This is a genomic window from [Limnothrix rosea] IAM M-220 (assembly GCF_001904615.1).
Taxonomy (GTDB): Bacteria; Cyanobacteriota; Cyanobacteriia; order Cyanobacteriales; family MRBY01; genus MRBY01.
This window is the reverse complement of sequence record NZ_MRBY01000039.1, coordinates 13,251-36,640: the sequence shown is the minus strand read 5'-3', so window position 1 is coordinate 36,640 and position 23,390 is coordinate 13,251. Positions and strand designations below refer to the sequence as shown.

The 23,390-nt window shown below is 44.0% G+C and carries 25 protein-coding genes and 1 tRNA gene; 13 read left to right on the top strand and 13 right to left on the bottom strand.

Annotated features, from left to right (window positions below):
• The first annotated feature begins 217 nt into the window (after window positions 1-217).
• Window positions 218-1,078 (top strand): tRNA (5-methylaminomethyl-2-thiouridine)(34)-methyltransferase MnmD, encoded by an 861-nt coding sequence (locus NIES208_RS14015; RefSeq protein ID WP_075893607.1) that lies wholly within the window; start codon window positions 218-220, stop codon window positions 1,076-1,078.
• A 95-nt stretch (window positions 1,079-1,173) separates the two neighbouring features.
• Here the strand turns inward: NIES208_RS14015 and NIES208_RS14010 are convergent, their stop codons facing one another.
• The gene (locus NIES208_RS14010) at window positions 1,174-2,181 is read right to left on the bottom strand and encodes a hypothetical protein (RefSeq protein WP_075893606.1); all 1,008 of its coding nucleotides are present in this window, start codon (window positions 2,179-2,181) and stop codon (window positions 1,174-1,176) included.
• A gap of 356 nt (window positions 2,182-2,537) precedes the next feature.
• Here NIES208_RS14010 and cysC point away from each other — a divergent pair, with 356 nt between their 5' ends.
• From cysC to NIES208_RS13990, 4 genes are all read left to right on the top strand, one after another.
• Complete coding sequence (gene cysC, locus NIES208_RS14005; RefSeq protein WP_075893605.1) at window positions 2,538-3,071, top strand: adenylyl-sulfate kinase; 534 nt, start codon at window positions 2,538-2,540, stop codon at window positions 3,069-3,071.
• A gap of 268 nt (window positions 3,072-3,339) precedes the next feature.
• Window positions 3,340-4,440, top strand: coding sequence for a TIGR03032 family protein (locus NIES208_RS14000; RefSeq protein WP_075893604.1), 1,101 nt, complete (start codon window positions 3,340-3,342; stop codon window positions 4,438-4,440).
• Between the two features lie 335 nt (window positions 4,441-4,775).
• Entirely contained in the window at window positions 4,776-5,405 is a 630-nt protein-coding gene (locus NIES208_RS13995) for a precorrin-8X methylmutase (RefSeq protein WP_075893603.1), read from the top strand.
• Window positions 5,406-5,585: 180 nt separating this feature from the next.
• A complete protein-coding gene (locus NIES208_RS13990) occupies window positions 5,586-5,729 on the top strand; it encodes a high light inducible protein (RefSeq protein WP_075893602.1) in 144 nt (47 codons plus the stop codon).
• A gap of 686 nt (window positions 5,730-6,415) precedes the next feature.
• Here NIES208_RS13990 and NIES208_RS13980 read toward each other — a convergent pair.
• The 6 genes from NIES208_RS13980 to NIES208_RS13955 all read right to left on the bottom strand — a co-directional run bounded on the left by NIES208_RS13980 (window position 6,416) and on the right by NIES208_RS13955 (window position 8,680).
• A complete protein-coding gene (locus NIES208_RS13980; RefSeq protein ID WP_015134858.1) occupies window positions 6,416-6,535 on the bottom strand; it encodes a photosystem II reaction center protein J in 120 nt (39 codons plus the stop codon).
• 55 nt (window positions 6,536-6,590) lie between these two features.
• Window positions 6,591-6,710, bottom strand: a complete 120-nt coding sequence (locus tag NIES208_RS13975) for a photosystem II reaction center protein PsbL (RefSeq protein WP_075893600.1) — start codon at window positions 6,708-6,710, stop codon at window positions 6,591-6,593.
• Between the two features lie 9 nt (window positions 6,711-6,719).
• Window positions 6,720-6,854 (bottom strand): cytochrome b559 subunit beta, encoded by a 135-nt coding sequence (gene psbF, locus NIES208_RS13970; protein ID WP_075893599.1) that lies wholly within the window; start codon window positions 6,852-6,854, stop codon window positions 6,720-6,722.
• Window positions 6,855-6,895: 41 nt separating this feature from the next.
• A complete protein-coding gene (gene psbE, locus NIES208_RS13965) occupies window positions 6,896-7,141 on the bottom strand; it encodes a cytochrome b559 subunit alpha (protein ID WP_075893598.1) in 246 nt (81 codons plus the stop codon).
• 98 nt (window positions 7,142-7,239) lie between these two features.
• The gene (locus NIES208_RS13960) at window positions 7,240-8,262 is read right to left on the bottom strand and encodes a photosynthesis system II assembly factor Ycf48 (RefSeq protein WP_075893597.1); all 1,023 of its coding nucleotides are present in this window, start codon (window positions 8,260-8,262) and stop codon (window positions 7,240-7,242) included.
• Window positions 8,263-8,332: 70 nt separating this feature from the next.
• The gene (locus NIES208_RS13955) at window positions 8,333-8,680 is read right to left on the bottom strand and encodes a rubredoxin (RefSeq protein ID WP_075893596.1); all 348 of its coding nucleotides are present in this window, start codon (window positions 8,678-8,680) and stop codon (window positions 8,333-8,335) included.
• 282 nt (window positions 8,681-8,962) lie between these two features.
• Between NIES208_RS13955 and NIES208_RS13950 the strand changes: the two genes are divergently transcribed.
• The 5 genes from NIES208_RS13950 (at window position 8,963) to NIES208_RS13930 (ending at window position 12,850) form a co-directional block, all read left to right on the top strand.
• A complete protein-coding gene (locus NIES208_RS13950) occupies window positions 8,963-10,897 on the top strand; it encodes a cation:proton antiporter (RefSeq protein ID WP_075893609.1) in 1,935 nt (644 codons plus the stop codon).
• A gap of 117 nt (window positions 10,898-11,014) precedes the next feature.
• Window positions 11,015-11,368, top strand: a complete 354-nt coding sequence (locus tag NIES208_RS13945; protein ID WP_075893595.1) for a HesB/IscA family protein — start codon at window positions 11,015-11,017, stop codon at window positions 11,366-11,368.
• Window positions 11,369-11,452: 84 nt separating this feature from the next.
• On the top strand, window positions 11,453-11,875 hold the full coding sequence (locus NIES208_RS13940) for a tetratricopeptide repeat protein (RefSeq protein WP_075893594.1): 423 nt from the start codon (window positions 11,453-11,455) through the stop codon (window positions 11,873-11,875).
• Between the two features lie 39 nt (window positions 11,876-11,914).
• Window positions 11,915-12,790, top strand: a complete 876-nt coding sequence (locus NIES208_RS13935; RefSeq protein WP_075893593.1) for a M48 family metallopeptidase — start codon at window positions 11,915-11,917, stop codon at window positions 12,788-12,790.
• Window positions 12,769-12,850, top strand: a tRNA-Leu gene (locus NIES208_RS13930). The genes NIES208_RS13935 and NIES208_RS13930 overlap by 22 nt, the downstream gene beginning before the upstream one ends.
• Before the next feature lie 189 nt (window positions 12,851-13,039).
• On the opposite strand, the gene NIES208_RS13925 is transcribed toward NIES208_RS13930, so the two are convergent.
• Together NIES208_RS13925 and NIES208_RS13920 are read right to left on the bottom strand one after the other, a co-directional pair.
• Complete coding sequence (locus NIES208_RS13925; protein ID WP_075893592.1) at window positions 13,040-14,593, bottom strand: AMP-binding protein; 1,554 nt, start codon at window positions 14,591-14,593, stop codon at window positions 13,040-13,042.
• Window positions 14,590-15,537 (bottom strand): GNAT family N-acetyltransferase, encoded by a 948-nt coding sequence (locus tag NIES208_RS13920; protein WP_084176643.1) that lies wholly within the window; start codon window positions 15,535-15,537, stop codon window positions 14,590-14,592. Before NIES208_RS13920 ends, NIES208_RS13925 begins: the two co-directional genes overlap by 4 nt.
• A gap of 385 nt (window positions 15,538-15,922) precedes the next feature.
• Here NIES208_RS13920 and ald point away from each other — a divergent pair, with 385 nt between their 5' ends.
• Entirely contained in the window at window positions 15,923-17,008 is a 1,086-nt protein-coding gene (gene ald, locus NIES208_RS13915; RefSeq protein WP_075893591.1) for an alanine dehydrogenase, read from the top strand.
• A gap of 811 nt (window positions 17,009-17,819) precedes the next feature.
• On the opposite strand, the gene NIES208_RS13910 is transcribed toward ald, so the two are convergent.
• The 3 genes from NIES208_RS13910 to NIES208_RS13905 form a co-directional block, all read right to left on the bottom strand.
• Entirely contained in the window at window positions 17,820-18,707 is an 888-nt protein-coding gene (locus NIES208_RS13910; RefSeq protein WP_075893590.1) for a tetratricopeptide repeat protein, read from the bottom strand.
• A gap of 13 nt (window positions 18,708-18,720) precedes the next feature.
• Entirely contained in the window at window positions 18,721-18,894 is a 174-nt protein-coding gene (locus NIES208_RS19060) for a hypothetical protein (RefSeq protein ID WP_171971776.1), read from the bottom strand.
• Between the two features lie 126 nt (window positions 18,895-19,020).
• Window positions 19,021-19,986 carry a tyrosine-type recombinase/integrase gene (locus NIES208_RS13905; RefSeq protein WP_075893589.1) on the bottom strand — a complete coding sequence of 322 codons (966 nt, stop codon included), beginning with the start codon at window positions 19,984-19,986 and terminating at the stop codon, window positions 19,021-19,023.
• Window positions 19,987-20,931: 945 nt separating this feature from the next.
• Here NIES208_RS13905 and NIES208_RS13900 point away from each other — a divergent pair.
• Together NIES208_RS13900 and NIES208_RS13895 are read left to right on the top strand one after the other, a co-directional pair.
• A complete protein-coding gene (locus tag NIES208_RS13900; protein ID WP_075893588.1) occupies window positions 20,932-22,038 on the top strand; it encodes a sodium-dependent bicarbonate transport family permease in 1,107 nt (368 codons plus the stop codon).
• Window positions 22,039-22,150: 112 nt separating this feature from the next.
• A complete protein-coding gene (locus tag NIES208_RS13895) occupies window positions 22,151-22,483 on the top strand; it encodes a P-II family nitrogen regulator (protein ID WP_075893587.1) in 333 nt (110 codons plus the stop codon).
• Window positions 22,484-22,867: 384 nt separating this feature from the next.
• Here the strand turns inward: NIES208_RS13895 and NIES208_RS18690 are convergent, their stop codons facing one another.
• Window positions 22,868-23,110, bottom strand: coding sequence for a hypothetical protein (locus NIES208_RS18690; protein ID WP_139325071.1), 243 nt, complete (start codon window positions 23,108-23,110; stop codon window positions 22,868-22,870).
• Between the last annotated feature and the right edge of the window lie 280 nt (window positions 23,111-23,390).

Below are 23,390 nucleotides of genomic sequence, written 5' to 3'. Positions count from 1 at the left end.
TGTCTCATTTGTTGGCATTTTCCTACCAACGCTGCATAGTCAATCCCGGAGAGCCGAAGATCAGGGATTATTCTATTAAATTTTTTTTGGTTCTTAATGGTTTTTCGGGATAATTATGCTGCTTAAAAACAGATCATTGAGGTTCTCTAGAATCTTTATTTTGCCAGAGTTTAAGATATCTAATGCCCATAAAATTTTATCGAAATGGCGATCGCTGATGGTACTTGATCCAAAAATCACTGAGGATGGCTCTTACACTTTTTTTTCTGATGAATTTCAAGAGCATTATCATTCCTTTGCGGGAGCTAAACGGGAAGCGGAGGAGAAGTTTTTAATTCCCTGTCGCATTGCGACTCAAGCGCGGACAAAATCAACCTTGCGATTGTTGGATATTTGCTATGGGTTGGGGCACAATACGGCGGCGGCACTGACGAAAATTTGGCAGGTAAATCCGGCTTGTCGGGTGGAGGTGATTGCTTTAGAGCGAGATCCGGCGATCGCCCCGACAGCCTTTAAAAATAATTTATTAAGTCCTTGGTCGTCAGAGGTGGCAGTACTTTTAGGGGAGCTGAGTCATCGTTTTGAAGTGCAAACAGAAAAGCTCGCTGCTCAACTTCTGATTGGGGATGCCCGCCAAACAATCCAACTGGCGATCGCCCAAAACTTTCAAGCCGATGCTATTTTTCTTGACCCCTTTTCCCCGCCAAAATGTCCCCAATTATGGACAGTAGAATTTTTAAAATTAGTGGCACAGTGTCTGGATAAACAGAGTTATCTCGCGACCTATTCCTGTGCGGCGGCTATTCGACAGGCCATGACATTAGCCAATCTAAAATTTGGTGGGACTCCCGGCGTGGGTCGGCGATCGCCCGGTACATTAGCGCGTTTTACCACAGAACATTTAGAGCCATTATCCCAACAGGAAATTGAACATCTTAAGACCCGTGCGGCTATTCCCTATCGTGACCCAGATCTAAAGGGCGATCGCCAAACGATTTTAGAAAGACGCATTTTAGAACAACAGCAAACCACTCTTGAATCAACCAGCCAATGGAAAAAACGTTGGCTAAAAAAATAGCCAGCCATTAAGAAAAAAGCGACACTTCCTTAGGACATGCCGCTAATCCACTCAACTTCTTAAGTTTTATAATTTTGCAGTTAATTCATTGCTAATTATTCACGTTCAATGCCAAAATTTTGGCCGACATAAAGAGAGCGCGTTTGTCCGCCTTGCCCCATAAGAATTTGCTGATTTTGCACAGACAGCAATTTCCAATTACTAGCACCAATATTTTCGCCCACCTTAAAACGTTGGGTGACACCATTGATATTAAACAAAGCTGCCGAGCGATCGCCCGATTCGAGTGCACCAACAAGGGTATAGAGATCCTTCGCTGCCACTGGCGGCGCAGGTAGCGTCGGCACAACAGCTTGGAGATCAGGAATAGACCGTGGTGCCGGAGGCTCAGGCGCGATTTGAGGCGCAGGAGTTTGTATTTGGGGCGGCTGCACAATTTGAGGCGCAGGAGTGATAACAGGAGTATTGCCCGGCAGAGGAGGACGAGCATTCGCTGAAACTTCAGGAGGATAGACCGGAATATAAATACGCTCAATGACCGGGGAGCTAGATCCCGGTGCCTGCTGATCCGTGGTCGGTACAGTGCCTACCGCAGGCTGCCCCATTGGACTAACAGGTATCGGTTGAGACGCTCCCTGACGATCAATATTATCTAAAGCCCGTCTAACATAGTCAGCAAAAATCGGTTCCGTTGCTGCCTCTGTTTCCGCCGCTGTCTCAATAACTGGCGTCGGTTGAATAAGAAATTGCGGTACACGTAGCCGATCATTAACAGCCATCCAGAGGGCTACTCCCAATAAAGAAGCACAGGATCCCATCAATAAAAGTCTTTCTGTGTAATAGCCGACTCCCCTTTTGATAATGACTTTTTCGTCCAGTTCCTCCGGGAGCGGTGTGTCTTCAAGGTCAATCTGCGGCACCACTAAAGACTGTAAAGAGGTGTAGTCACTTTGGGACGCTGTCTGAATTTTCGCGGTCGGTCTCTTGCCTGTTAACAAAGAATCGATGTCAGAAAAAACATCATCCATTAGACGATCCGCTTCCTCTTCGGCAGACCAAGAGGAGGCAGTGGGAGGATTGGAACTTACGCGAAATTCGTTCATATCACCAAAAAGGGCTGAAAATTGCTGTCATTTTAACTTGCTATGTAAAAGCAAATTACTAGGGCGAAAGAAGGCATTTTCTTGATGCTCTGTCGCCACAATACCAGTAGTTTACTGACACTATTTATAATCCTAATCTTGTTTTGCCAGAACGCAACCCAAATCCTTGACATTTTGTTATTCTCTCCATCACCAAAGTAATGGAAAACATCCTTTTTTAGTCCTGAAAAATAAGGTGAAGCATGCTGGGTGCAGGTTGAAAATTTATTGATTTGGTGAGTTCCCGCGAAAATTATGGCATCTCCCTTTAAACTATTGATGTTTTGTAAATCAAGTTTTTAAAGGAATATAGTCCCATGGAGCATCGTGGCGTCACGGTTTGGTTCACAGGTCTTAGCGGTGCGGGTAAGACTACGATCAGTCAGGCGATCGCCAAGCGTCTTAAAAAGGAAGAATGTAAGTTTGAAATTTTAGATGGCGATATTGTTCGTACCAACCTCACCAAAGGTTTAGGCTTCAGTAAAGAAGATCGCGACGAAAACATCCGTCGTATTGGCTTTGTCTCCCACCTGCTCACCCGTAACGGTGTAATTGTACTTGTTTCGGCTATTTCTCCCTATCGTAATATCCGTGAAGAAGTTCGCGATCGCGTCGGCAATTTTGTGGAAGTTTACGTCAATGCCCCCCTTGCTGAGTGTGAAAAGCGGGATGTTAAGGGTCTCTACAAACGTGCTCGCGCCGGTGAAATTAAAGGTTTTACAGGTATCGATGACCCCTATGAAGCGCCAACCAATCCTGAAATTGAATGTCGCACTGATCTAGAAGAGCTAGAGGAAAGTGTGGAAAAAGTACTCGCTAAGCTCACTGAGTTAGGCTATCTTTCTGCTTGATGTTTGCCGAATTAGTGGATGGAGATTCCGGATAATACTCTGGAATTGATGTTAATCCTCCTAGATTTGGGGGGATTTTTTATTGCAATTTAATTCGATCCGTAAACAAAGTTGGGTTTTGGCCGAGGAAAGGCTGTAATGGATACTAGGGTGTCACTATTGGTTTTCGTATGGGGTTTTACTCGCTAATTTTTATTTGTGGGACTAACCTAATGACTAAAAATTTGTGTTGTAACATTTCAGCGAGAGCAGCGTACCAGATGATTTTATGAACGTATCTCAAGCAAAACAATCGACTGGGCAGGATTTGGAACCTTTGAGGAGCATCCACACTCAAAATTTGCGCGAAATTTTAGTGGAGTGCGGCATTTCCCTTGTTATTTCTACATATCAGGCGGGCAAGGTTGTCGTGATACGGGCGGATCAACGGGAACTAAATACTCATTTTCGTGTGTTTGAGCAGCCGATGGGCATTGCCGCGGATCGCGAAAAATTGGCTTTGGGTACGGCCTATGAAGTTTGGGAATTACGGAATGTGCCTGCTGTTGCTAAAAAGCTAAAGCCGCCTCGTCGGCATGATGCTTGTTTTTTACCGCGCAATCGCCATATTACTGGTGATATTGACATCCATGAGATGGCCTACTGCGGCGACGAGTTGTGGTTTGTTAATACTCGTTTTTCTTGTCTTTGTACTCTTGATCGAAAAAATAGTTTTGTGCCTCGCTGGCGACCCCCTTTTATTTCTGCCTATGATTTGGGCGATCGCTGCCACTTAAATGGGTTAGGCATCCGTGATCAAAAACCTCGCTATGTCACGGCTTTAGGTGAGACGAATACCGATAAAGGTTGGCGTGGCAATAAACGTAATGGCGGTGTCTTAATGGACATCACCACCAATAAAATTTTGGCTCGAGGTCTGTCGATGCCCCACTCGCCGCGCTGGTATCGCGATCGCCTATGGCTTTTAGAATCAGGCTATGGAAGCTTGTCGGCCTTCGATTTTAAGACGGGAAAACTCGAAACTTTGATCAATTTACCCGGTTTTACCCGTGGTCTGAGCTTCTGGGGGCCTTTAGCCTTTATTGGGCTATCTCAGGTGCGGGAAACGGCGGTATTTAGTGGCCTACCGATTACGGAACGGCGTGAAGAAAGGTTCTGTGGTGTGTGGGTTGTCAATATTGAGACGGCACAGGTTATTGCTTTTTTGCGCTTTGAAGATGCTGTCCAAGAAATTTTTGCGGTTTCTATTTTGCCGGGTATTCGCTATCCAGAATTAATTAATTGGGATCAAACTCTGCTGAGTTCTTCGTTTATTTTGCCGGATGAGGCGATCGCCGAAGTTGATTTCTCGAAACTAAGCACTTTCTAGGTAAGACCCAACAACTCGTTATCCTAAGACTTTGACGTTACTTCGGCCCAAGCCCACACAGACACTGGCAGGCGATCGCCGTTCACGTAAACCTAAGCGACTAGGAATACAGCCTCAGTAATTTTCAACCCATGATCGCGAAGCCAATATACCCTCTCCCCAAAAACCTCACCAACACAACAAGACAAGACGTAAAACTTCATTTTGGATTCTTGCATAACAGTTAAATTTAAGCAGAGAACTATTTTGGAGAATTCAGAATATGCCAAAATGAGGGCAATCAAATTCTTCTCCCCCCAGATTTTTCGAGTAATCCAGCGAGTATCCTAACCACTATGGAATGGCACATCACAGACGCTCAAAGCCTATCTCTTATTGATCAAGAGGTCGGAGAGCACTCTTTTTCTCCCGCAGAATACGAAATTGTGCGCCGTGTTATTTACGAAACCGCTGACTTTGATTATCAACGTCTCATTCGCTTCTCAGATCGTGCCCTCCAAGCCGGAGCCGCCGCCCTTGCTGCCCGCAGTACCATTGTTGTTGATGTGCCGATGGTACAGGTAGGCATTGCGAACAACCTACAAAAAACCTTTGCAAACCCCGTCTACTGCAGTTCCGAAACCCTAACACGTCCCCAAAAAGGCCGCACAAGGACAGCCTGGGGAATTGAGACCCTCGCGAGACGCTATCCAGAAGCGGTTTTTATCGTCGGGCAATCCCAGACATCACTAGCTAGTTTGATGACTTTGATTAATGCCGAAGAAATTCGACCCGCTTTAGTGATCATTACACCAGCAAACTTTATTACAGGTGATCAGTTTCGGTTGCAGCTCCATGACTCATCGATTCCCTACATTTATATCAACGGCCGTAAAGGCAGCGCAGTGGTGGCTGTCGCCATCATGAATGGCCTCATTGACCTCTCTTGGCAAGCCTATGGACAAGATGTCACGACAACGTCCTAGAGACTTTAATGACTTCGTCCCACACAGCATAATTTTTCCTAAACTCGACTGCCAGCCATAAAAGATCATTTTATCTTTACAAAATGTTGCAATTGACGGGGGATTTTGTTAACTTAGATATCAACTGGTTGACCAAAATGCAATCATATCCATTTCGACTCAATTGGGAGTTTTATCATCATGGAAAATCAAGAAGGTAAGTTTGGTTTCAGCGCCTTTGCTGAAAATTGGAACGGTCGCTTAGCGATGCTCGGTTTCGTAATTGGTATTTTGACTGAAGTGTTGACTGGTAAGGGAATCCTTGCTCAGTTGGGCTTAATGTAATCGCTTCAAAGACTTTATAACGCTATGAGGTCTTATTTAATTATTTAATAATGGTATTTACTGAGGGTTGTTGCCCTCTTTTTTTTGCTAAAAAATTAGTGATTTCTCGTTTTTAGGGGAGCTTGTATTCAACGAAGAAATATACGCCGTTTTCCTGTGATGTATCGCTCGTTATTTCTAGATTGTCAAGGGGAATTCCCCAGTCGATGCGGGCATTAAGGTTGCATCAACGGCTAAGCGCAAACCAATGCCGATAGACTAAAGCTGATTGGTTGTGACGCTTGATTCGGTAGGTTTATAGTTCCATGCGGCACTAAATTCAATAAAAAAAGCCAGTTCTAGGGTTGTATTCCAGTCTGGGAGGGTGGCGATCGCCTTACGGAGTCTACTGAAGCGAAAATACCATTGTCAGTGAGTAAAGCATTTAGAGAGGAACCATAAAAGCTACTTTGGCGCTATCTAAAAAATTGTGGTGGTAGTTTTCTTCACATCCTATAAAAAATTTAGAGATAAACCAAATATTTTTTATCCACTGATAGCAAGATTTAGATAAAAATAATGATGTAATCAATTCAAAGCATAAAAAAATGACAAAACCACCCACATAATTGCAGATGGCTTTAATCATTCAAAAAAAGATTTAAAGATCAGAAAGTCTTTGTCTTTTGTTGGATATTATTTTTTATTTAGACAGCAGAGCCAACGCCGGCATAAGCACCATAGAAAAAGATGCCAACAACAGCGATAACACCCATACCTGCAACAACTGCAACAATCCACAAGGGAATTCTTCCGCCTTCAGACATGGAAACAACCTCCGATTAAAATGACTGAATAAAAGACAATACCAAACTACTGACTTTAGTTAAAGAAGTAGCTGGAGAAAAGGATACCGAGTACGGCGACAAGAAGCAGACCCAAGTACAAAGATGTACGGTTTAGCTCAACGGGTTGCCGATTGGGGTTTTGATTTTTTTCCATGAACAATACCTATCGTTGAATAAACTGCATAGCGGCGATCGCCCCAACAAAGAAAGTTGAGGGGACAGCAAGGGTGTGAACTGCCAACCAACGGACAGTAAAAATGGGGTAAGAAACAGGTTGATTATTGGGACCGCTTGTCATGATTTAAAACCTTGTAGAAACAGTAAAACAGTAACTAAAACTTACTTGTTAAATTCGTTAATCTCATCAACCGCATTATAGCGATCAGTGACGATCGGAATTTCTTGGCGACTGTCAGTAAAATACTGATCAGGGCGAGGTGTGCCAAAAGCATCGTAAGCCAAACCAGTACTTACAAATAGCCAGCCTGCGATAAATAGCATCGGAATTGTAATGCTATGAATTACCCAGTAACGAATACTGGTTACGATGTCAGAAAACGGGCGTTCTCCGGTAGTACCTGCCATGCGAATTCTCCTCTTGGATTTGATGAAAAAATATTATTAAATAAGCTAGCCTATATCATAAAAAAATAATAGGCGTTACCACAACTAGAAAGTGGAAATCAAGCCGCTTCAGTGGAATTATCGTACCGTAAAATCACCCCTTGTTGCCCAAGAATAAAGCCTTTTTCTTTGTTTAAAAAGACAACACGATAGAAATTAGTGGGGACATTTTCGATTTCAGCGTCGCGGAACCAAGTTTGACCACCATCTTTACTGACAACTAAGCTACCGCTACCACCAACTGCCCAAAGTTCTTCGGGAGTACGGTAGCCCATATGTAAGAGGCCGACGCTATTGCGATATTGGGGTGTAATGGGCTCACTCCAAGCTTCTGCATTATCTGGGTTGGTGCTATCACTAAATTGGACGACACCGCCACGGGCTAATAACCAGAGATTGTCTTGGCCGTCAAAGCCCATGCTTTGTAAGCGTCGAGAGGAGTTTCTGTTGTGGGGAGTCCACTCGCTATCGCCGGGAGACCAAGTGGAGTAGAAGTTACCGCGGGCGGATACTGCAACGTATTTACCATCGGCGGAGCGCTCAATGGTTCTGGCAACACCGACTGCGCCTTCGACGAGGGCTTTCCAGTTTTTCCCTCCGTCGGTGGTTTTGTAGATCGCACCGAGGTCAGTGACCATTTCGGCTGTATTCGGGGCTAGGGCGGTGATGTTGTAGGGAGCACCGGGTAGCTTGCTGCTCAGGGGAATGCGTGCCCAGTTTTCGCCGCCGTCATTGGTGTGAAGCAAAATGGAAGGGCGACCAGTAATCCAGCCTTCCTCGCCATAGAAGCTTACGCCTGTGAAGCTTTCTTTTTCTTCGCCAAGGTTGATAATGCGTTCTTCCCAGGTGTTGCCACCGTCTTTGGTTTCGAAGAGTGTTTCTTTTGTACCGACGAGCCAACCATGTTGTAGATCGTCGGTAAAGGCGATATTGGCGAAGGTGGAGTCGGTGTTGAGGTTTATCTCTTGCCAGGGGCTATTGCTAATGATGGGGGCTTCTACGCAGCCCATGCAAAGGGACAGTACGGCGATCGCCAAAACTATTTTTTGTAATGGTTTGAATAATTTCGAAAATAAAGACATAGGTTAAAGTGTTTAAATCAGCTAAATCAGCAAAATCAAGAAAGGGTTCTGCGACGACAATAAATGCCGATTAATCTAAGCCGTAGAGACTTAGGAAGAAGAGGATAAAGAGTCCTAGGGTGCCGAAGATTATGAGATTTTTTTGGTTGGAGCTCATATTGTTAAAGCCGAAACCATATTGTAGGTTCTCTTCAAAACCGGACGGAGCATCTGCTGCGCCGATATTTCGAAATTGACCTTTATCGACACCACATACTGGACAATTCCAGATGAGAGGTAACTCTTCAAATTTTGTGCCGGGCTCGGTTTTGTTACGACTTTCGCCTTTGTTGGGATCATAAATGTAGCCACAACTGGGGCATTCATAGCTGGCCGGGGCGAGTTCGGCTAATGTCTTTTCTATTGGGCGATCGCTCATCTTTCGAAGGGGGTAGAACTAGCAAATCTACATCAAGGGAATATGAGAAATTATGACATAAACTGTAAACTTTCTTTAAAGTACTCTGGCGATCGCCACTATTGACTCAAAAAATCAAAGACAACTTTGGCTTTTTAATGAGGTGCAAAAAAAATCAAGTCACAGGGTCGAAAAGAGAAACATTTAGAAAGCCCCCCCAGGCGAAGGGCTATACTTTGATTACTTTGTAAGATGGCAATATTGTCAGGCTATTTAATTGCTATCTATTTTTTAGACTTTCGCATGGCAGATTCATTTGACCTCACATTGCAAATTATCATTGCGGTTTTCGCTGGAATTTCCGCACAGGTGCTGGGCGAATTTCTAAAGATACCGGGCATCGTCCTGCTGCTAATTTTTGGGATTGTTCTCGGTGTTGACGGTTTCGCCGTGCTTCATCCCAGCGAGTTTGGGGTTGGCCTAGAGGTATTGGTCGCCTTAGCCGTTGCCATCATTTTGTTTGAAGGCGGGCTAAATCTCCGTCTCAAAGAGCTGAATGAGGTTTCCGGGAGTCTACGTAATCTCGTCACTTTCGGTACTTTGATCACCTTGGCTGGTGGGGGAATCGCCGCCCATTATTTGGCTGAGTTTCCCTGGCCGATCGCCTTTCTTTATGCGGCCCTAGTCGTCGTCACCGGGCCTACCGTGGTGGGGCCTTTATTGAAGCAAGTTGCCGTTGAAAAAAAAGTCGCAACATTACTAGAAGGCGAAGGTGTCTTAATTGACCCCGTCGGTGCCATCCTTGCCGTTGTTGTCCTTGATACCATCCTGAACGCTGACGCTGGGCTGCTGGAAATTGCCGGCGGATTGATCCTGCGTTTGGGGATTGGCACATTAATTGGTGCTGCTGGTGGTTGGCTTATGGGACAGTTTCTGCGTTTAGCGACATCCCTTTCCGAGGATTTGAAAAATTTACTTGTTTTAGCAAGTATTTGGGGATTATTTGGGTTTGCTCAGTACGTCAGTCAAGAGTCTGGCTTAATGGCGGTTGTTGTGGCGGGTATTGTATTACGGGCTTTGTCGATTCCTGAGGAGCGGCTCTTACGACGGTTTAAAAGTCAGTTAACGGTACTCTGCGTTTCGGTTTTATTTATTTTGCTAGCGGCAGATTTATCTTTGGCTAGTATTGTGGCCTTGGGTTGGGGGAGTTTTTTGGCGGTTGCGACGTTGATGTTTGTCGTGCGGCCGATCAGTGTGGCGCTTTGCACGGCGAATAGTGATTTAAGTTGGCGACAAAAGTTTTTTGTTGCTTGGGTTGCGCCGAGGGGCATTGTCTCAGCGTCTGTTGCTTCTTTGTTTGCGATTATTTTGACGGAGCAGGGGTTTAACGGTGGTGCATCGATTAAGGCACTGGTCTTTTTGACTATTTTAATGACGGTTTTTATTCAAGGATTGACGGCGAAATGGATAGCGCGGCAGCTACAAATTACGTCGTCTAGTGCGAAGGGAGCTGTGATTGTTGGGTCAAATCCCCTGAGTCGCATTGTGGCAAAGATTTTCCAAGATCAAGGGGAATCGGTCGTGATTGTTGATACGGACGCGAAGGCCTGTGAGGAAGCGAAGGCGCAGGATCTAGAGGTGTACCAAAGTAGTGCGCTCAATGCTGAGGTTTTAGAGGAGATTGGCATTAGTTCGATGGGGACATTTTTGTCTCTGACGAGCAATGGTGAAGTGAATTTGGTGTTGGCGCAGCGGGCTGTGGAGGAATTTCAGCCGCCTAGGGTTGTGGCCTTTTTTGAGGAAGGGGATCAAAATAATGCGATCGCCAACAAATCCAAAATTGGTCAGGCGTTTACTGGGGGGTTTTCTGTAAAAACGTGGAATCAATATATTCGTGATCAGCAGGTCAAACTGGGTAAATCGACCATTGGGGTAGCGGAAAAAACCGAAAAAACTGAGAAAAAAACTTTTTATTTTCAATCGCTCATTGAATCGGGGGAGTTATTGCCTTTGCTAATCAAACGTGACGATAATTTAATGGTGATGCGATCGCTGAATGAATTACAGTCAGAAGATGAGTTGATTTATTTACTCCATGACCCCCGTCCTCAGCTACTGAAGCGCCTTTCTGGAGGTATGCAATCTTCTCGGTTGGCTCTAGAAGAATTACCGGAGGTGGAAAACTTTAAGCTCCAATCAGCCCCCGAATCTGATTCACAGTCGGAAGATAACGGTTAAAATAAAGGGGCGTAATATTTTGATTTTGGGGCGATCGCCCTCTAATAGACATCCTTTCTATTTAAGAACTGAGTTTTGTAAACACGTTTAACCCCATCACTTAATCTCGATAAGATCATGACCCAAGCGACTACTACTTCAGGCATTCAACTCACCGAAACGGCTCTACAGCATGTCTTAGGACTACGCCAACAGCAAGGCAAAGATCTCTGGCTTCGGGTGGGTGTCCGTCAAGGCGGCTGCTCTGGCATGTCCTATATGATGGATTTTGACTCTCCCGACAGCGTTAATGAGCATGATGAAGTGTTTGATTATGCCGACGGTTTTAAGATTATTTGCGACAAAAAAAGTCTTCTGTATCTCTATGGCATGGTGCTGGACTACAGCACAGCGATGATTGGCGGCGGCTTCCAGTTCACGAACCCCAATGCTAACCAAACCTGTGGTTGCGGTAAATCCTTTGGGGTTTAAGTTTGGTTTAATAGAAAGTCGCGATTGTAATGGCTAATTTTGGCCGGCGATCGCGATTTCTATTTAATCTTCCATAATCTGGTTATGACTGAACTCACTATTGAACAACGTTTTGAAAAAGGTTTTGAGCGTTACGATGCGGGCGAAGCTCCTGAAACGCTTTTACCGGAATTCTTGGAAATTTGTCGTCTCGATCCGAAAAATGCGGCAGCTTGGAGTTGTGTGGCTTGGCTGCATCTTTTAAGGGATAAGCCGGATCTGGCTTTGCCCGCCGCCCAACGCAGCATCAAACTGGATCACCGTAATCCCCAAGCCCATGTTAATGCTGCCCTTGCCTTGCTTGGCACTGGCGGGAAAGGTGTTCGCAAGCACATCGAGCTAGTACAGAAGGTCATGGATTTTAGCGACGAAGTTAAAACGGACATTAACGAAAATATTGAAGACGGCCTCAAGCGTAAGCCTGACTGGAAGGATTTACAGAAAGTGAAAAAATGGCTTTCTGAGTAGACTCTTCAACACCTTTTACTCTGCACTTAATTTGAGATTATGACTGGGATAAAGCACCATTTTGTTGGTTTGACGGCGGATCAGTTTCGTCACCCCCTTGACCGCGAAGCGACGAATAATTTGCGGCAGCTACCGGGGTTGGATTTGCTGATCCGTTCGGTGCTAGGTTCCACGGCGGAGCAGGTTTTTCGGTTTAATAATCTGGCATCCAGTATCCTCGTCGGCGATCGCCAGCTACCCCACCTCCATAATCTTTTAAAGGAAGCCTGTAACATCCTTGATCTTGAAACGCCAGATCTCTATATCCAGCAGAACCCTGTGCCCAATGCCTATACCTTTGCGATGCGTGGGGAAAAACCATTTATGGTGATTCACACATCCCTAGTGGAAATGCTGGATGACAAGGAGATCCAAGCGGTAATGGCCCACGAGCTGGGTCATCTTAAATGTGAGCACGGCGTTTATCTTACTTTGGCCAATTTATTGGTTTTGGCGACCAATGCTTTACCGGTTTGGGGAACGCTTGCTGCTCAGTCGATGCAGGAACAAATGATGTCGTGGCTACGCTGCGCTGAACTGAGTTGCGATCGCGCGGCATTTCTGGTGAGTCAAGACCCAAAAATTATTATGTCGGTGTTGATGAAGTTAGCGGGTGGATCGCCTAGTCTTGCGCCGTTGCTCAACCTTGATGCATTTATGGAGCAAGCAAAAACCTATGAGGCTCTTAGTCAGAGTCAACTGGGTAAAGTGTTGCAAGAAAATCAAAGTGCTCAGCTCACCCATCCGGTTCCGGTCATCCGTGCCCAGGCGATTCGGGAGTGGTCTGGTTCCCAAGAATATTCTAACTTGCTTCAAAAGAAGGATTCGGGTTATAGTAGCAAAGGCTTATCCAAGGGCGGATGGCGAAATTGGTAGACGCACCACACTCAAAATGTGGCGACTTCGGTCATGGGGGTTCGAGTCCCCCTCTGCCCATACACAACACAAAATTAAGTATTTCTCGATTGTGATCGTCGAGTTTTTTTATGGCGATTTTTAGAGGGTAAGGGCGATCGCCTCAGAGAAAGCTTTCAAAAAAAGGCAATAAATTTTCGCGCTAAAACAATTTGCTTTTTTGCATCCTCTGCTGAAATATTGTTGTCTAAATCGTAATCACTATAGTTTCTATCTCGATTTGCCTATACGTAATGTTTTGGCGAGTAATTTACGGTAGAGAATTTTGCCATTATGGCGACGATCAACGGGCATTCTTTTGATGAAATGAACTTCGTGGGACTGAGGCAAAAGTTCTTGTAATTCTTGAGATTTTGGTCGCGCTTGTCGGGTTGTAGATTCGATAAAAATGTGGTTTTTCCCGGCATGGTGAATGGCGGCAGCTCGTTTTACTTGGGGATGTTGTTGTAGAGCGGTTTCGAGGACAAAGGGATATAGTTGTGAGTTTTTCAGTTCTCGGCATTCGCTGCAACGCCCCACTAGCCAAAGGTGATTATTTTCGTCGAGATAGCCTGCATCTCCAGTACGATGCCAAAGGGTTTCGCCGACTTGAATTTTTGTATGGCGATCGCCTGCCCCTTGGAGATAAGAATTCAGGACATGGTCGCCTGCCACAACGATCTCACCGACTTGATGTGGCGCTAAACAAATCGCCTTAAACCAATATGGGCTGTAGTGAGAAGCTGAATTTTGCAGCGGTAGGATTTTAACTCGGATTTCGGGGATGGGTTGACCGACACATAGACCTTTTTGGGGTGATAGTGCTTGCTGTTGGGCATGGGGAAAAATACTGATGGGTTCGGCTTCGGTGGAGCCGTAGAGAATGTGAATGCTGGCAGCGGGCATAAATTGTTGGAGTCGCCGCAGAATTCGGGGCATAATCGGCGCACCGCCACTAAAAATCTGTCGCACGGATAAAAGGGTAATGTCTTTCCTTTGGCACTCATTTAACAATCGTTCTAGAAATGCGGGTGAGGCGAGGATGCTTGTGGGTTGTTTGCGTTGAATTTGCCGAATGATCGGTTTGGCGGCGATCGCCGCAGGTTTTCGTAATTTTCCTTGGGGAATAATCGTGGTGCGTCCAGCCGCAAGGTTAACGAGGGCAAAAATTGGCAGATGGGTTAACTCGATCTGTTGGGGTTTTGGCTCTAGATATTTAGCAAGGAGTTGATATTGCCTCAATAGAAAACCGTGGCTGCGGACTGCGGCTTTAGGATTGCCCGTGCTGCCACTGGTAAAGGTGAGTAAGGCTGGATGCTCTGGTTCACAATCAATAATGTTTGAATTTGCCGTCCAGCAACGACTTGTCCACCAGATATGACCGGTAGGGAATGGCAGATCGAGCGAGAATTTGTGGGGAATGTGTCGTAGGCTCGGCGATCGCCCTAATAAAAGAAAAGCGCGGCTTGGGGCAATCATCGCCTTTGGTTTACAGAGTTCACAACACTGCTGAAACTGTTTGGCTGTGGCACTGGGTTCGATAAATAACGCCAACAATCCTAATCGCCATAATGCGCCAAGGATGATGTAGAGTTCCGCCGACATTGGGCAAAATAATAAAACTGCATCACCTTTTTTTAGGCCGTATTGTTCTAAAAATACAGCTCCCTGTGCAGAGCGTTTTACCAAAGTTGCAAAGCTCGTTCTTTTATTGTGTCCTTCAATAATTGCGGTGGCTGTCGGACTGGCGATCGCCTGTTGTTCGAGTACTGAGAAGAGATTCATAACATCTTCCCAAACAGAGCATAACGCCGGAAAATCTCGCCGTGGTGTCGGGTCATATTGTCACACAAGCTACCAGATTGAATGAGGGCATAAATAGCAGCTTGAAAACCCATTTTTAGAGATTTTTGTCGAATGGTATCTAGTAAAAGAATGCCCAATCCTGAATATTTTCTCTCTGGAGAAATGCCTAATGTTTTAAAAATAATAGTTTTATTTTTTTTACCCTTAAAATGCAAAATATCTGGTATTGCCAACATGAACCCAACAATCTTATTTTGATGCTCTGCAATGAGAATTAGTTCAGGAATGATATATTTTTCTAACTGTAGATACTGCTTGACAAACTCTTTTTTTGAAATTTGACTATAGAGAAAATGGCACTGAAAACTCTGGTGAACGACGGGATAAAGACGTTCTAATTCTTGTTTGAGATTAGCTATATCTAAAGGTCGAATGGTCACACCGAGTCTGGATAATCTAGCGGCAATTTTTGGCGATCGCCGATCCGTCGTTTTTAGATCACTAACCCGCCGAGAATGGTAGCTTGCAACCACATCAAACCCTGCTTCAGTAAAGATTTGGGGATTGAAATTTTGATACGGAGACTCCAGAAAAAATGCAGGACTATTATCAGTCTCTGTCACGACTCGATATCGCTGCCAAGTATTACCATCTATCGGGGCGATCGCCAATGCACAGCCATGTTTTTTTAGTTCAAGACAACCATGCTTTAGTAAAGCACTAAATTTTGTTTGACTGTCAACGGAAAAATCACCTAAATAACCCACTTTTTGATTGTTGAGACTAGGGGTATTTCGCCACCAGAGAGAATAAGAACCTAAAGGAGGGCGATCGCCCTTCCCCACTACCCAATGGGCATCTGTTTCTAACCGATGAACTCTCTGAAAAGAAAACGATTTTCGAGTATAAATGCTGACAACCACAATATTTAGATTTCTTCTATAAACGGCAGTCGGAGATACTTAGTAAATGGAACGATCTGCCTGAATGCTAGCATTTGACTACAGAAAGTAACGGTATTTTTTCATAAGTTTATTTATGGTTATAGTTTTGAATCCAAAAATGTTTGATTATCTCTAAAGTTAACGAAATAAAACGTAAATATTTATCTAAAATCTATCCACTATGGTGCTCTTCCGGCGGATCGTTCTGCCTGTGAGTCGATATCTTTTTCGATTAGTGGCATGGATTTTCGATGTCATCGTTTTCAGAAATATTTGTATCCCCGTATTGTTTCTGAGTAAAGGATGTCAGTAATTTCGTTTTTTCTCTGATTACACTGGAATCAAGGTATTTAAAGGTGATCAGATGAGAATTGGTGTACCAAAAGAAATCAAAGATCAGGAATTTCGGGTCGGCTTAAGTCCCAGTAGTGTGCAGGTTTTAGTGCAAGCTGGGCATGAAGTCTTTGTCGAAAATAATGCGGGTTTTGGGTCTGGCTTTACGGATGAAGATTATCAAAATGTTGGTGCAAAACTGGTTTTTGATGCGGCTTCGGCTTGGGAACAGGAATTAGTTATTAAGGTGAAGGAGCCTTTACCCTGTGAGTACGAGTTTCTCTATGATGGACAGTTGCTTTTTACCTATCTCCATCTCGCTGCGCAACGACAACTTACTGAGCGTTTAATTGAATCTGGGGTGACGGCGATCGCCTATGAAACGGTGATGGATGAACAGGGTCGCTTGCCACTATTAGCGCCGATGAGCATGATCGCGGGCAGGTTGGCAGTGCAGCTTGGGGCGCGATATCTAGAGAAACAGCAAGGTGGCAAGGGGGTTTTGCTGGGTGGTGTGCCGGGTGTGGCGGCAGGTCGAGTGATGATTCTTGGTGGGGGGAATGTCGGCACTGAAGCGGCAAAGATGGCGATCGGTCTGGGTGCGGAAGTGCAGATTCTTGATATTAATGTTGATCGCCTTGGTGATCTCGGAACGTTATTTGGTTCCCGGGTCTCGCTACTCTACAGTACTCCGGCCAATATCCAGAAATATATTGAAGAAGCTAATTTGGTGATTGGTGCAGTCCTTATTCCGGGGAGACGCGCACCCATTCTTGTGTCGCGAGATTTGGTCAAAACGATGCAAAGGGGTTCTGTAATTGTTGATGTGGCGGTAGATCAAGGGGGCTGTATCGAAACGCTCCACCCGACTTCCCATAGTCAACCTTCCTATGTTGATGAGGGTGTTGTCCATGTCGGAATTCCTAATATGCCGGGTGCTGTGCCGTGGACTGCCACTCAAGCGCTCAACAATAGTACTTTGCCCTATGTGCTTCAGCTTGCTAATGAGGGACGGGGGGCGATCGCCAAAAACAAGGCTCTATTTCACGGTTTAAATATAGACAAAAAAGAGATTGTTCATCCTTCTATACAGGATGTGTTTTCTGATCTACTTTAAAAAAGGCTTAGAGGACAACTAAAAATCAAAAGTTTATTTCCTTAAATCTATCTAGTATATATTTGCTAAATTCTTCTATGATTGATTTGGTTTTAGTTTTTTGTGCTAATTTTCTGAAGTTTTTAGATATAGATATTTGGAGTCAAGACAAAAGAAAAATCCCTTCATAAGCTACGTTTCAAGTGGCTTTAGGGCAGTGATTTATGCCGTTATTTAGCTGAGAATATGTTTGTTTTACATTTATTTTCGTTTTTTGTTGAGTTTAAAGATAATTTTTTTTTCAACTCTAAATAAAACTTTTTTGTTGTAAATTAAAAAAATCAAAACATATATTCAAAAATAGTATTTTATCTTTTTGAGTTAAATTTTGTTTGGTTGCTGTAGGTCAAAATGTTTTCTTGTTTTATTTGTCAATTTTATTTTTATTGTTAAAATCTGGCGTTTGGCGATCGCCTGATCGCTACCACTCAAAAGTGTATAAAACCTTTTTAAAATAGACAAATTACAGAAAAAATATAAGCTAAATCACCAGATGGACTTTGAGGTTGTGTGGAGTCTGGGCAAGTATCGGTTGTTTAGCTCTGTTTTTCCTAAGCATGGTTAGTCGATATCCTTGTGTATTCAAATTTTTGAACACTGCTAAATGTATTGCTCTGAAAGGCTTTAGTAAATTAGCACAAAAAAATAATCCGTTTACTTAGACCTGCGTAAGGGTGAATAAATAAACGGATTAAATTCTCGATTTAGTCCAAAAAAGTCGGCGATCGCCAGTCCCTAGTTAGATCTAAAACAGACAGAAAAACAATATTGTCTAGTTAAAAAGAGTGTTTAGAAATTTTTGGGCACGGGATTGTCCTGTCACATCACCCTGTTGGGTAAATAGATTCAATGCGGTTTCAAGATCCTGTTTGGCCTGAATATTGTTGCCCAGCCCAGCGAGGGCGATACCACGATTGTTATAGGCGACGGCGATATTGGGATTGAGGCGGAGGATCAGATTACAGTCGGCTAAGGCTCCTTCATAATTTCCCGTGCGGACATACAAGCTTGAGCGGTTTACCAAAGCCAGAATATTGTTGGGTTCGAGGGTCAATGCTTGATTGAAGTCGTTGAGAGCCTCATTACGCAGCCCCGAATTTACAAGGATTAGCCCGCGATTGATATATGGGTCAACCCATTGAGGTGTGAGGGCGATCGCCTGGGAAAGATCGTTATAGGATGCCTGTGGTTTTCCCAGTTTATGGTTGACCGTGCCCCGCCCATAGTAGGCGGCCGGAGATTGGGCATCTAGGGCGATCGCCCGGTTAAAATCGGCTATTGCATTTTGCAGTTGACCCAGCTCCCCATGGGCAATACCACGGTTGTTAAAAGCCTCTACAAATAATGAGTTTTTGGCGATCGCCTCCGTAAATTGTTTAATCGCCTCCTCAAAATCCCCCTGTGCTAATGCCGTTAAACCCGCCTCATGGGCACTTTCCGCAGGGGTTAATTCAGGCTCAGCAGGAAGTTGTTCTGTTGGTTCGTCCGATGACGGAGCTGAATTCTCTTGCAGTGTCTGAGCTACCCATACAGGTTGAGCAATTGTTGCTGTACTACCCACCATACCTAAAACGGCGGAATAACAAGCAATAAGGGTCGCTTCCGGGGCGATCGCCAGTAATGATTTTTTCAAAGCCTTCTCTAGAACCACTGAGGTCATTACAATCTACCATCTACTGCATAGACAACTGTTGAAAGAAAACTGTTCCGCCCATCAAAAAAAATTGACCGCCACAAACAGCTCCCATGGTGATGAAACCCCTCAGGAGCACCCCAAACACCACCCGCCATCCCCAAATAATTGCACTTAAATAAACATTATTCGGTAGATATAGTCCCGTTGTCACGTACGTGCTCCTTGAATGTTGATTATAACAACTCCAGTATATATACGTAATCTCACTGGATTTACCTCGGTAAGCCATGACACCACAATTGGGGTCAAATGACTGAAACTACCCAGACAAAGTTGCTTAAATTAAATCTGCTAACAAATCCGTCACTTCACCCTGCATATTTTTCCGGTTATCGTCATAAATCATCAACGTATTGAGATCCGAGTGCCGCGAAAACTTTTGTACCTTACGTACATCCCCATTGGTTGCATCCAATGCCGCAGTAATCCCAGAATGGCGAATGCGGTGAGGTGACATCACCTTGTCAATACCTGCAAGCTTTGCCGTTTTCCGTACCAGCTGATAAATAGCTGTTCCCGTTAACCGATGACCATAGTGAGCATGATCTAACGCGATAAACAGAGGTTGAACCCGGCCTTTTTGCTTCGGACGCACTGCAATCCATTCCTCCAATGCTGTCACTGTCGCCTTCGAAAGGGTAATGTCCTGCCTTTGTGTGCCCTTGCCTTTCCCTAAAATCGCCACTTTTCGGTTTTCCATGTCTAAATCTTCTAAATTAATTTGGACAATTTCGCCGCGCCGTAAAGCATTATCCCAGAGCAATCTTAACAATGCGTAGTCTCGCTTCCCTTTGACGCTTCCTCTATCTGGTATTTGCAAGATTTGTCTATACAAATTTTGTTTTATACCTGTCGTATCTCGATAATTAACGACTTTTTCTCCTTTAATTCCATCGAGGGTAAAGGTACATTGCCCCAACTGATTTGCTAAACGCACCAAAGATTTCAACGCAGCCAGTCGGCGATTAATGGTTGCTTCTTTGAGACGGCGGCGATCGCGCAGGTCATTTTTGTAGCGTAATACGAGGGATAAAGCTTGGGTTTGATCCAGTTTTAGGAAGGCATCAACCAGTATTGGGGTTGGTTCATGGGCATCCGCTGCGAACCGAAAGAAATCGCGAATATCCTTCCTGTAGGCACGCCAGGTGTTGGGTGATTTTTGATTTTCGAGGAGTTGTGCGAGGATATCCAGCTCTTGTTCTAGAGCAGGAAACACTTCGGCTTTCGCAAGGGCGTTAGTCATAACAGTATTTATACGGACTAAATTTCCATCTTTGGGCAGAGTGTGGGCGCGCTATGAATTTGTTGTGCGACTGATTAAACTTTGGTTTCTTTCGGATATTTTGCTGAAAAAAAAGGATTAATCGGTGAGTTTAGGGTCAATTTATCCCATGGCTGTAAATACTACCAAATAAAGCTTTCCTCTCTTTAGCTTACGATAATGATAGTTTCCGTAAGCTCATTTTAATACCCCTTAAGTTCTAGGTGAGCATTAAATTGCCCTATGGGTGAGATTAATCTGCCTTTGGACTGAGCTTTTAATTAATAAGCTCAAATTATGAAACAACTACGTATTTTTGAAGAATAGTTTGTTTACATTTGTATAGTGAAAAGCGTATAGTACTTTCAACAGGCATAGGAAAGCTTCTATGCAACGTGGATTTTGTATTTGGCGTGACTGTAACAACAGAGAACGTTTTCAATAGAAATGCACTGCAACTCGGTTTTCTCGCTTATCGAGTCTGCAGATTGTCTCTTCGTTCAGCCACGCCAAGTATTTTTTTTGGTCATGTATATCAGCTCTGATATATAGCTAGTGCAAAATCCTGCGATCGCCAAGAAAATCACTTGAGATTTTTTGTGGTTTTAAAACATCCAAATTCTTTTCTGAGGAAATGAATATGTATCACCAGGTTGCTGTTTTCGTAATCGTTTATTTTAGTTTGATGATTTTGCTTTATTGCCTGAAATCTATACTCCTGAAGGATTACATTGAAGACGCCGATCTAAGTGTTGGCGATCGCCCCTAATCTACCCTCAAGAGATTTTTTTTCTGAATTTCCATAAATAACTAAAAAATAAAGCCATGCATTCTCCAAATGCATAAAACCAAACATCTAGGAGCTAAGGTTACTTACCCTTTACTAGCGTCCTAGCCCCTAAGTTTTGATTCGAGAGGAATTACACCGTGGATTTTTTATCCGATTTTTTCACGCTCTTCCTAGGGAAGTTGCAGTCTCCAACGCTCGGCTTTCTAATCGGTGGTATGGTCGTTGCCGCTGTTAATAGTCGTTTATCAATTCCCGATGCAGTCTATAAATTCATCGTATTTATGCTGCTCATTAAAGTTGGTCTAAGCGGTGGTATCGCCATCCGCAACGCCAACCTAGTTGAGATGCTATTACCAGCATTATTTGCCATGGTAATGGGTATCTTGATTGTATTTATTGGCCGCTTGACCCTTGCCAATTTACCGGGCGTTAGGACAGTTGATGGCATTGCGACCGCCGGTTTATTTGGTGCAGTGAGTGGCTCTACCCTTGCCGCCGCCCTAACACTACTAGAAACCGAAGGCATAGAGTACGAAGCTTGGGCAGCAGCACTTTATCCCTTTATGGATATTCCTGCCCTCGTCACAGCAATTGTTTTAGCCAGTATTTATGTCAGCAAAAAGCGCGAGAAAGCTGTTCATGAAGAAGCAGTAAACAAACAACCCGTTGCAGCAGGCGACTACCCCAGCAGCAGGCAGGAGTATCTCAGCGGTCAAAGCGGAACCAAGAGCAAGCGAGTCGAAATCTGGCCGATTGTCAAAGAGAGTCTTCAAGGATCTGCTTTATCTGCACTACTACTTGGCCTTGGCTTAGGATTACTGACCCGCCCTGAAAGAGTATATGAGAGCTTCTTTGATCCCGGTTTCCGTGGCCTGCTTTCAATCCTCATGCTAGTGATGGGTATGGAAGCTTGGGCGAGACTTGGTGAACTCCGTAAAGTCGGTCAATGGTATGCTCTATACGCGATTGTTGCACCACTCATACATGGTCTCCTTGCCTTTGGTCTTGGCATGGTTGCTCACTATGCAACAGGCTTTAGCCTTGGCGGTGTTGTTATCCTAGCGACTATTGCCGCTTCTAGTTCTGATATCTCTGGACCTCCCACCCTAAGGGCAGGTATTCCTTCCGCTAACCCCTCTGCTTATATTGGTTCGTCCACCGCTGTGGGTACACCTGTTGCCCTTGCAATCGGTATTCCCCTCTTCATCGGACTTGCCCAAGCGCTTGCAAATGGCGGAGTCTAAAAAAGTAAAAGTGTCGTCAGCCGTTTCTCTTCTGAATCGGCTACCACACAAACTTATTTTTGTTCTAAATTGTTATTTTGTTTACGAATACACATCTTGAGAGGTAATAAATATGCCCAAGCAAGCATGCATGCTCGTTATTATCACCGAAAAGTTGCTGCTAAAAAAAATTGGCAAACTTATTGATAAAGCTGGAGCAAGCGGCTACACAGTGATCGAAACTGGTGGCAAAGGTAGTCGCAACGTACGCTCTTCAGGGCGACCCATTGTTGGGGATACCCAATCAAACGTCAAATTTGAGATACTCACCTCTGATCGAGAGATGGCCATCAAGATTTCTGACGCAGTCGCAGCCGAGTTTTTTGATAATTATTCTGGTCTTACTTACATCTGCGATGCAGAGGTTCTCAGTGCCCATGAGTTCTGTGGGCCAGAAGGCTGTTAACTTGAGAGTAAGATAGGTTAAAAAATTAGGATATTTCAGATTTGGATTAATTAAAGAAAATGCTTTTTGGCATTACGGGTTGTGGTTTTAGACATGATTACTAACTTTAAAAATTCAAAAACTGTTTTCTCTATTTTCTCTACAGCTATTGTGTTCATCACAAAAACCTAGAAACTTCTAATTGGTCATCTCTAGGTTTTCTACAAGTTTCCTCCATCAAGCATACCCGTCCTGACTTAAGCTATCAGGGCGGTTTTTTTTGTCAATAAAATAACGTTTAAAACACAAAAAAACGACAGATTTGGTTTCTGCCGTTTTTAATATATTGGTGCTTTGGTGGTGTAGAGTGTCAAAAATAAGTCTTAAAAAAATAGGCTAAATCCATTAGTCAACTTCCAATAGTGGAGTCACTGTTTGGTCAATGACGGGGTCAACAGAGTTGATTGTTTCTTCTGGGTAAGAAAAGCCCAATAATAATGCCGAAGAGAAGCCCAAGATACTACCGATTAGGAATATCCAGCCGTGGGATGGGTCTAGAGACCATAGTAGACGGCGATCGCCACTATATAGCTGTAGAGACCAGCCAGAGCTAACGTTTTCTTTTAATTGTACTGGTGTCTTGTTCATTAGATGGTCCTTTAATTAATATCAAAGTTAGAGAAAATACTGCTAGTCCGTACATCGGGAAACATTAGAGGAACTAAAACCAAATCTCAATCCCCCCTAAAGACAGAAAAATATTTGTAAATAAGATATTTCTAAGACTCAGATGACTGAGAACACATTTCAAAAAATACCTTTTTTCTTACGAAATATGTCATTTCTATCCTCTTCTAGGATAACTTTTTTAAAAAAGAATTAAGGATAAAAAATGATATAAATTTGAGCGCCATTTGATAAGCAGGGT

Coding starts and splice junctions, on each gene's coding strand:
- NIES208_RS14015 (WP_075893607.1), top strand. CDS start 218: ATGGTACTTGATCCAAAAATCACTGAGGATGGCTCTTACACTTTTTTT.
- NIES208_RS14010 (WP_075893606.1), bottom strand. CDS start 2,181: ATGAACGAATTTCGCGTAAGTTCCAATCCTCCCACTGCCTCCTCTTGG.
- cysC (WP_075893605.1), top strand. CDS start 2,538: ATGGAGCATCGTGGCGTCACGGTTTGGTTCACAGGTCTTAGCGGTGCG.
- NIES208_RS14000 (WP_075893604.1), top strand. CDS start 3,340: ATGAACGTATCTCAAGCAAAACAATCGACTGGGCAGGATTTGGAACCT.
- NIES208_RS13995 (WP_075893603.1), top strand. CDS start 4,776: ATGGAATGGCACATCACAGACGCTCAAAGCCTATCTCTTATTGATCAA.
- NIES208_RS13990 (WP_075893602.1), top strand. CDS start 5,586: ATGGAAAATCAAGAAGGTAAGTTTGGTTTCAGCGCCTTTGCTGAAAAT.
- NIES208_RS13980 (WP_015134858.1), bottom strand. CDS start 6,535: ATGTCTGAAGGCGGAAGAATTCCCTTGTGGATTGTTGCAGTTGTTGCA.
- NIES208_RS13975 (WP_075893600.1), bottom strand. CDS start 6,710: ATGGAAAAAAATCAAAACCCCAATCGGCAACCCGTTGAGCTAAACCGT.
- psbF (WP_075893599.1), bottom strand. CDS start 6,854: ATGACAAGCGGTCCCAATAATCAACCTGTTTCTTACCCCATTTTTACT.
- psbE (WP_075893598.1), bottom strand. CDS start 7,141: ATGGCAGGTACTACCGGAGAACGCCCGTTTTCTGACATCGTAACCAGT.
- NIES208_RS13960 (WP_075893597.1), bottom strand. CDS start 8,262: ATGTCTTTATTTTCGAAATTATTCAAACCATTACAAAAAATAGTTTTG.
- NIES208_RS13955 (WP_075893596.1), bottom strand. CDS start 8,680: ATGAGCGATCGCCCAATAGAAAAGACATTAGCCGAACTCGCCCCGGCC.
- NIES208_RS13950 (WP_075893609.1), top strand. CDS start 8,963: ATGGCAGATTCATTTGACCTCACATTGCAAATTATCATTGCGGTTTTC.
- NIES208_RS13945 (WP_075893595.1), top strand. CDS start 11,015: ATGACCCAAGCGACTACTACTTCAGGCATTCAACTCACCGAAACGGCT.
- NIES208_RS13940 (WP_075893594.1), top strand. CDS start 11,453: ATGACTGAACTCACTATTGAACAACGTTTTGAAAAAGGTTTTGAGCGT.
- NIES208_RS13935 (WP_075893593.1), top strand. CDS start 11,915: ATGACTGGGATAAAGCACCATTTTGTTGGTTTGACGGCGGATCAGTTT.
- NIES208_RS13925 (WP_075893592.1), bottom strand. CDS start 14,593: ATGAATCTCTTCTCAGTACTCGAACAACAGGCGATCGCCAGTCCGACA.
- ald (WP_075893591.1), top strand. CDS start 15,923: ATGAGAATTGGTGTACCAAAAGAAATCAAAGATCAGGAATTTCGGGTC.
- NIES208_RS13910 (WP_075893590.1), bottom strand. CDS start 18,707: ATGACCTCAGTGGTTCTAGAGAAGGCTTTGAAAAAATCATTACTGGCG.
- NIES208_RS13905 (WP_075893589.1), bottom strand. CDS start 19,986: ATGACTAACGCCCTTGCGAAAGCCGAAGTGTTTCCTGCTCTAGAACAA.
- NIES208_RS13895 (WP_075893587.1), top strand. CDS start 22,151: ATGCCCAAGCAAGCATGCATGCTCGTTATTATCACCGAAAAGTTGCTG.
- NIES208_RS18690 (WP_139325071.1), bottom strand. CDS start 23,110: ATGAACAAGACACCAGTACAATTAAAAGAAAACGTTAGCTCTGGCTGG.